This window comes from Mesorhizobium sp. M7A.F.Ca.CA.001.08.2.1, from assembly GCF_003998455.1.
In the GTDB taxonomy this organism is placed as follows: domain Bacteria; phylum Pseudomonadota; class Alphaproteobacteria; order Rhizobiales; family Rhizobiaceae; genus Mesorhizobium; species Mesorhizobium ciceri.
Genome location: NZ_RZPW01000289.1, coordinates 1 through 7,239, shown reverse-complemented (window position 1 = coordinate 7,239; position 7,239 = coordinate 1). Strand labels below are relative to the sequence as shown.

Annotated in this window: 6 protein-coding genes; 4 read left to right on the top strand and 2 right to left on the bottom strand. The window is 60.6% G+C overall.

Going from position 1 to position 7,239, the window contains the following annotated elements; all coding sequences use genetic code 11:
- Positions 1-258: hypothetical protein (locus tag EN914_RS38730; protein ID WP_206527212.1), on the bottom strand; the 258-nt coding region annotated here is incomplete at its 3' end.
- Positions 259-972: 714 nt separating this feature from the next.
- Between EN914_RS38730 and EN914_RS18075 the strand changes: the two genes are divergently transcribed.
- Together EN914_RS18075 and EN914_RS18070 are read left to right on the top strand one after the other, a co-directional pair.
- Positions 973-2,724 carry a type I secretion system permease/ATPase gene (locus EN914_RS18075; protein WP_024502439.1) on the top strand — a complete coding sequence of 584 codons (1,752 nt, stop codon included), beginning with the start codon at positions 973-975 and terminating at the stop codon, positions 2,722-2,724.
- Positions 2,717-4,093 carry an HlyD family type I secretion periplasmic adaptor subunit gene (locus EN914_RS18070; RefSeq protein ID WP_024502440.1) on the top strand — a complete coding sequence of 459 codons (1,377 nt, stop codon included), beginning with the start codon at positions 2,717-2,719 and terminating at the stop codon, positions 4,091-4,093. The genes EN914_RS18075 and EN914_RS18070 overlap by 8 nt, the downstream gene beginning before the upstream one ends.
- Before the next feature lie 175 nt (positions 4,094-4,268).
- Here EN914_RS18070 and EN914_RS18065 read toward each other — a convergent pair whose 3' ends face one another.
- A complete protein-coding gene (locus tag EN914_RS18065; protein WP_255337249.1) occupies positions 4,269-4,730 on the bottom strand; it encodes a LysR substrate-binding domain-containing protein in 462 nt (153 codons plus the stop codon).
- 229 nt (positions 4,731-4,959) lie between these two features.
- Between EN914_RS18065 and EN914_RS18060 the strand changes: the two genes are divergently transcribed.
- On the top strand, positions 4,960-6,495 hold the full coding sequence (locus EN914_RS18060; protein WP_024502441.1) for an FGGY-family carbohydrate kinase: 1,536 nt from the start codon (positions 4,960-4,962) through the stop codon (positions 6,493-6,495).
- A partial coding sequence (locus tag EN914_RS18055; protein ID WP_164778781.1) for a DeoR/GlpR family DNA-binding transcription regulator occupies positions 6,492-7,239 on the top strand: 748 nt, incomplete at its 3' end. The genes EN914_RS18060 and EN914_RS18055, both read left to right, overlap by 4 nt.

The window sequence follows — 7,239 nt, the reverse complement described above, 5'->3', positions numbered from 1 at the left end:
AGACAGGTATTTAGCATAATGCTTATCAACGCAAATCTTCTCCAGGTATCCCCATCTATTTCGTATCATTCTGTCAAATATAAAATCATTTATCGTAGCCGATTGACTGGAAACCCGTCTTGGGAACCTATTGTTCCCGTTAAAGAATCCCGCTGCTGCTATGGGGTAGTTCAGAACGTAGAAATTCGGGGTTATCAAGCTGACCCTATATATCGTTTCCCAGACAGCTCTTCTTAATTTCCGATACTTCTTTTCCACGCAACACCCCACTAGGCGGATAACGCACCGGCTAACGCGGCGTCCGCTCTGATAACGACGATGGCGAAGGCGCGATCCGCCTCCTTGGGCAGGTTGGCAGCCGTCACAGATGGGGCGGGTTCGAACCCGTCGGCCAGCGCCCCGAGGTGAACGAGCCCTCCAGTCGCCATCCCTGCGCATGCGTTAAACACAATACGTCAGGCTCGATCACCGTCCTCCTCCGTTTGAATGACGATCCGGCGTGCCGGCCTGACGGTCGTCAATTTGCCGCCTCTGGAAGTCTGGGAGACTGATGGTCTGCTCGGGTGATTGGTGTATCGGGGCGAGATCAAATACAGAATACAGAACGACAAAAGGTTTGATTGATCTAAGTTGTTGCTCCGCATCAGGTATTTTGTGTCAACGACCGTGGCGTCTTTGAAAGTGTGTGGAAGCAAGGACATAAGCCCCTTTTGCGTGTTCCATTCTGGACTGCGTTACTAGCGTGAATTGCCGTTTTTTGGGGGAGTTATCCCCAGCCTGTGCACGCTGCGGGTCGCGTTTCGTTGGTCCTGCGCCACGAATCCGCTGCATTTTCCTCAAAGTCGACGTATGTAAGCAGAGCGTAATAAGGGGGGCGACGGATAGCGGCTGCTATGCGCACCAAGAAAGGTTTGAGCCATCACAATTTACGGAAGTAACGGCGCGGCAGTGTCGCGCGAACGACCGCTGGTCATGAAAACATCGGGGGCCGGTTCTCCCGAGCTGCGTTCCGCCATTCTCGCCTGCATGCCTGGGCTGCTTGGCGTGGCGCTGTTTTCGGCAGTGATAAACATTCTCGCCCTGACCGGTTCGGTTTATATGTTGCAGATCTACGATCGCGTTCTGCCGTCGCAGAGCGTTCCCACCCTGGTGGGGTTCACGATCGGCATGCTGGGCTTGTATGCGGTCTACGGGCTCCTGGATTTCGTGCGGCTTCGCGTGCTGGTCCGCATCGGCAGTCTTCTCTATAGAAATTTGCAGGAAAAGGTGTTCTCCATCTCCCTGTCCTTGCCGCTCAAGGCAGGACGTGATGCGGGCCGTCTGCAGCCTTTGCACGATCTTGACCGACTGCGCGGCTTTCTTTCCGGAACGGGACCGACGGTCATCTTCGACGCTCCGTGGATCCCTTTTTATCTGGTGATCATTTATTTGCTCCATCCTTTGCTCGGCTTGTTGGCAACCGTCGGCGCGATCGCCGTGGTCCTCCTGACGGCGGTTGCGGAAGTCTTTAGCCGTGGTCCGGCCGCGCGCGCCTCCGAAGACTTGTCGTCGCAACGGGCGCTTGCCGACTCCGCCCGGCGCAACGCCGAGGTTGTTCATGCAATGGGGCTTTCTGGTCGACTGGCTCGACGCTGGAGCGACGTCAGCCGCGCATATCTTGGTCAGCAGGAGCGCCTCTCGGATGTCGTCGGTGGCGCCAGTTCCTTCTCGAAGGCGCTTCGCATGGGTCTGCAATCCGGCGTTCTGGGGCTCGGTGCCTACCTGGTCATAGGTGGTGAAGCTTCTCCTGGGGTGATTATCGCATCTTCCATATTGCTCGGCCGGGCCTTGGCCCCAGTTGACGCGGCGATTGCAAACTGGAGAGGTTTTCTATCGACCCGGCGCAGCTATAGCGAGCTGGCAGCTGTCATGGCTGCATTTGGCAGTCAGGACGATCCGATGGAATTGCCTCGTCCACAGGCACGATTTGCCGTCGAGCAACTGACAGTCGCGCCGCCCGGCCTGACAAGACCGACCGTTGTAAATGTAAGTTTCCACCTGTCGAGGGGGGCTGGAATGGCCGTCGTCGGCCCGAGCGGCTCCGGCAAGACGACGCTGGCCCGTTCGTTGGTCGGGGTGTGGAAGCCGCTCCATGGCTCGGTGAGATTGGACGGCGCCTCTCTCGATCAATGGAACTCGGAACATCTCGGCGCCCATATCGGCTACATGCCGCAGGATGTGGAGTTGTTTGACGGCACGGTAGCAGACAACATTTCGAGGTTCCGAGGCAAGACGGATCCAAAAGGCGTCCTTGCGGCGGCAAGAGCCGCCGGCGTCGAGAAAATGATCATGCAACTCCCTCAGGGATTTCAGACCCGCATCGGGGAGGGGGGAGCAGCCCTGTCGGCAGGGCAGAGGCAACTCGTGGGTCTCGCCCGAGCACTTTATGGCGAGCCGTTCCTTGTCGTGCTCGACGAACCGAACTCGAACCTCGACGTGGATGGAGACGCTGCCCTGGCCGGCGCCATACGGGCAGTGCGTCAGCGCGGGGGCATCGTCATTGTCGTTGCGCATCGTCCCTCGGCACTCGCCAACATCGATCAGGTGCTGGTTATGTCGAATGGGACGGTTCATGCCTTTGGCTCGCGCGAGGAGGTCTTGGCGAACGTGCTCCGACCTTCACCGCCTGTTTCACCTCGGCCATCTTCTTTGGCGCCGATACCGGGGGTTGCCGGGCATGCATGAGGCTCTGCTCGAAACATTCGTCACCTTCTCGTCCTTTGCCCGGACCCTTCGTGGCAGCAAAGGGCCTGCCGTGAGCTCGCCAGATCTGCCGGACGGTATACGGGCCAACCTGATATTCGGCTTGGTGATTACAGGTCTGCTGGTCCTCGGCGGCGGCCTGTGGCTGGGATTGACCAAGATCGCCGGCGCCGTGGTTGCACCGGCCACCGTGGTGGTAGAAAGCAACGTCAAGAAGGTCCAGCATCAAACCGGAGGAACAGTGGGCGGGATCTTCGCGCAGGACGGAGATCATGTACGAGCCGGCGACGTGCTGGTCAGGCTGGATGACACGCTGACACGCGCGAACCTGCAAATCATCAGCGAGGATCTCGATCGCGCGACCGTTCGCCTCGCCCGGCTGGAGGCCGAGCGCACGGGCTTGGCGGAAATGCAGCTGCCGGTCGGCCTGAAAGCGCGAATGAACCAACCGGAGCTGGCTGCGCTCGTCAACGGCGAACGCGCTCTCTTTGAAACGCGCTCTTCGGCTTTGGCTGGACAGAAGGCGCAGCTGAGAAGCCAATCCCAGCAACTTGAACGTCAGATCGACGGTCTTAAAGCGCAACAGAGCGCGGTGGATGAATCGGTTGCCCTGCTGAGCAAGGATTTCGCCGACGTTGATTCCCTCTACGCCAAAAAACTCGTCTCCAAGGAGAGGGTAAGCAACATCAAGTTGGATGCCACCCGGGCCAGGGGAGAATCGGGTCGCCTCGCTGCAGCAGTAGCTGAAGCCCAGGCGCGCATCAGCGAAACGGGGTTGCAGATGCTGCAGCTGGATGACCAAAGGCGCACTGACGTGACGACCGAACTCCGCGAGACGGAAGCCAAGCAGACCGAACTCAACGAACGGAGGATTGTGGCGCAGGATGAACTGACCAAGACAACGATCCGCGCGCCACAGTCCGGAACGATACAGGAATCGGCTGTCCATACCGTCGGCGGCGTTATCGCGCCTGGCGAGATGCTTATGACCATCGTACCTGATGCCGACGATCTTGTGGTGGACGCGCTGATCCCTCCGTCGCGGGTCGACGATGTCCGGCCTGGGCAGCCGGTGTCGATCCGTTTTCCGGCGTTCGACGTGGGAACCACTCCGGTCTGCCAAGGGTCAGTGAAACACATCTCGGCAGATCTGATTAAAGACCCGCAACGTCAGCTTTCCTATTTTTCGGCGCGTATCAAGGTTGAAAGCAAATCGAGCTGCCTGACCGAAGCGAAGGTGCTGAGGCCAGGTATGCCCGCCGAGGTTCATATCCGCACCGACGAACGCAATGTCTGGTCTTATCTGTTGAAACCCTTTGCGGATCAGATGTCCAAAGCGTTTACGCAGTGATGGCGAGGTGGAGGAGGGCGTGACCAATAGGATATCGGGATTTCTGGCGGCCCGACGGCTTTTGGGGGCGGGCGGCCGTCGAGCCTAACCGGCGACGCGGGGATGAAGCGCCTCCGGCTGGAGGAAACATGCGCGTTGTGTGACGCTACCGCATCATTCGAATAGCGAGGCTGGTTTACCGTCCCCAGACAACGGCATTCTCATGCCGTTTAATGATGTGCTTCAGGTTTTCGAAGGCGGTCGTGACGTGGCCCGCGAAGCGCTCTGCCGCCGGTGAGCGTGGTCCGCTGACCCGGCGAAGGATACCGAGTGAGCGGCTGGGCTGCGGGATTTCATAGGGCAGCACCGTAACCCGGCTCTCCTTGCGCTGCGCGAAGACTACGGAGAATGGCAGCACGGCCAACGCATCGGTTTCGGCAAGGAAGTTGATCACGCTCATCAGCGAGCCTCCCGAATAGCGGATGTTCAGGTCCGACATGCCGATGCTCATCAGGATCATCTGCAGGTCCGACATCAGCGGAGAGCCGGGCAGGGGAGCCACCCAGGGAAAGCTGGTCAGGTCATGCGCCCTGAGGCGGCGATTTCGCAGCAGGGGATGATCGGACCGGCAAGGCCGGAACTTCGTCCCGCATCCGATGCGGTACGAGTGGATGGCAATTTTTGTCTCAGCTTACGTCAGACATTTCCACAAAATATATCACATGTTGACGTTAATTTAACAGGCTACTATGGTCTGTTTGCCGCGTCGGATGCGGCGCTTTGGTATCACCGTTGCTCGTTGATTGTCGTCATGTCCGTTATCCCTATCCCAACCTGCAGGATTGCCTTGCAGCGCCCTTCACCAGTTGCTGAAAACGGCGGCGCCCATGCCCAGTTTGCTCGGAATCGATAACGGTCTCACGGTCACCAAGGCGGTGATCTTCGATGCCGATGGCACGCAGTTGTCGGTGGCGCGTCGGCGGGTTCCGCAATCGATGCCCCATGCGCGCTGGGTGGAGCGCGACATGGCCGGCCTCTGGCAAGCGACCGCCGACGCAATCAAGGAGGCGATCGCGCTATGTGGCCGCCCGGCGGACGACATCAAGGCGGTGGCGGCAACCGCGCATGGCGACGGTCTCTATTTGCTCGACAAGGATCGTCGGCCGCTGGGGCCTGGAATCCTGTCGCTCGATAGCCGCGCCGGCAAGATTGTCGAGCGATGGTCGGCGGACCAGGTCTTCGAAGAGGCGCTAGCGCGAACAGGCCAGGCGCCCCACGTCTCGGCGCCGTCGGCGCTGCTCGCCTGGATCAGGGAGCACGAACCGGCCCGCTATGGGCGTATCGGGCATATACTGGCCTGCAAGGACTGGCTGCGCTTTTGCCTGACCGGCACGATCGGCACCGACCGTACCGAGGCCAGCACCTCATTCACGGATTTCAGCACGCAGGATTACGCGCCGGAAGCGATGCGCATCTTCGGGCTGGACGATGTTTTCGACGCGCTGCCGCCGATGGCGCACTCCGCCGCGATCGTCGGCCATGTCACCGCCGAGGCAGCCGAAATGACCGGCCTTGCCAAGGGAACACCGGTCGCGTGCGGACTGCATGACGTGACTGCCTCCGCACTTGGCATGGGCGGCCATGAGGAGGGCGTGCTCGCCGTCGTCGCCGGAACCTATTCCATCAACGAAGTCGTCTCTTCGCAACCACGCGTCGACCCGCGTTGGCTCTGTCGCAACGCCATCGACGCAGGCCGCTGGAACAACATGGCGATCTCGCCGGCCTCGACCGCGAACTACGACTGGTTTCTCGACACGTTCTGCCGCTCGGAGCAGGAAAAGGCATCGGTCGATGGCGACTCGATCCACGAGCTTCTGGCAGCAGAGATCGACGCGGCGCTGAAGAAGCCCTCGACCATCCTGTTTCATCCCTATCTGTTCGGCTCTCCTTATGGCGATGTTGCCAGCGGCGGCTTTGTCGGCCTGCACGGCTGGCACAATCGCGGCGATATGCTGAAGGCGGTTCTGGAGGGCATTGCCTTCAATCACCGCACCCATGTCGAAGCCTTGCGCGACGGCTTTGCCATCAGCGAGATCCGCCTGACCGGCGGCGGTTCGCGCAATCCGGCCTTCGTTCAGATGTTTGCCGACGTGCTGAACGCCCCGGTCATCGTCACCTCGACCGACGAGGCCGCGGCCTTTGGCGCTGCCCTTTGCGCGGGGGCGGCGGTTGGCATCTTCGCGACGCCGCAACAGGGCGCCAGGCAGGTCGGGATGACGGCCCGCCAATACGAGCCTGACCAAGCCTCGAGTGCTGTGTTCAACGAGCGCTTTTCCCTCTATGGCCGCATAGCCGGTGCGCTCGAACCGCATTGGCCCGACATCGAGAAGCTGGGCCGGTCAGAGACTGGGGGAACCGCATGATCAAGGCCGACGAACGACGCGAAGAGATCGCCGACTATGTGATCAAGCTCGGCCAGGTGCGCATCGACGATCTGGTCGAGCATTTCGGCGTGTCGCGCATGACCATCCACCGGCACATCGACCGGCTGGCGCAGCAGGGCGTGCTGCGCAAGCTGCACGGTGCGGTGACGGTTCAGCCTTCCGGCCTCTACGAAAGCGCCTTCCGCTACCGTGTGACGGTCAACCGGGCCGAGAAGGATGCGCTGGCGCGGGCAGCACTCGATTATGTCGAAGCCGGCCAGGTGGTGATGCTGGACGATTCCTCGACGGCAAACGCCGTCGCGGCACTGCTGCTCGACGTCAAGCCGCTGACCGTCATCACCAACTCCGTAGCGACGGCATCACTGCTGATCAATGTCGACGAACTCGACTTCATCTGTCTCGGCGGCCAGTACCACGGCACCTACAACGCCTATATCGGTATCGTCTGCGAGAACGCCGTGGCGCAGCTGCGCGCCAATGTGCTGATCTGCTCGGCTTCGGCCATCACCGGAACCACGGCCTTCATCCAGGATCCCAATGTCGTGCGGGTCAAGCAGGCGATGATGGCCGCATCGGCCAAGCGTATCCTTCTGATCGACCATGCCAAGTTCGACAGGATCGCGCTGCATGTCTTCGACGATCTGACCAGCTTCGATGTCGTGCTGGCGACCGAAGGCCTGGGCGATGCGCGGGCGCAAGCTCTCGAACGGGCCGGCGTGAAGC

What these genes read in the sequence shown, in the direction of transcription:
- EN914_RS18075 (WP_024502439.1), top strand. Translation starts at nt 973, where the DNA reads ATGAAAACATCGGGGGCCGGTTCTCCCGAGCTGCGTTCCGCCATTCTC.
- EN914_RS18070 (WP_024502440.1), top strand. Translation starts at nt 2,717, where the DNA reads ATGCATGAGGCTCTGCTCGAAACATTCGTCACCTTCTCGTCCTTTGCC.
- EN914_RS18060 (WP_024502441.1), top strand. Translation starts at nt 4,960, where the DNA reads ATGCCCAGTTTGCTCGGAATCGATAACGGTCTCACGGTCACCAAGGCG.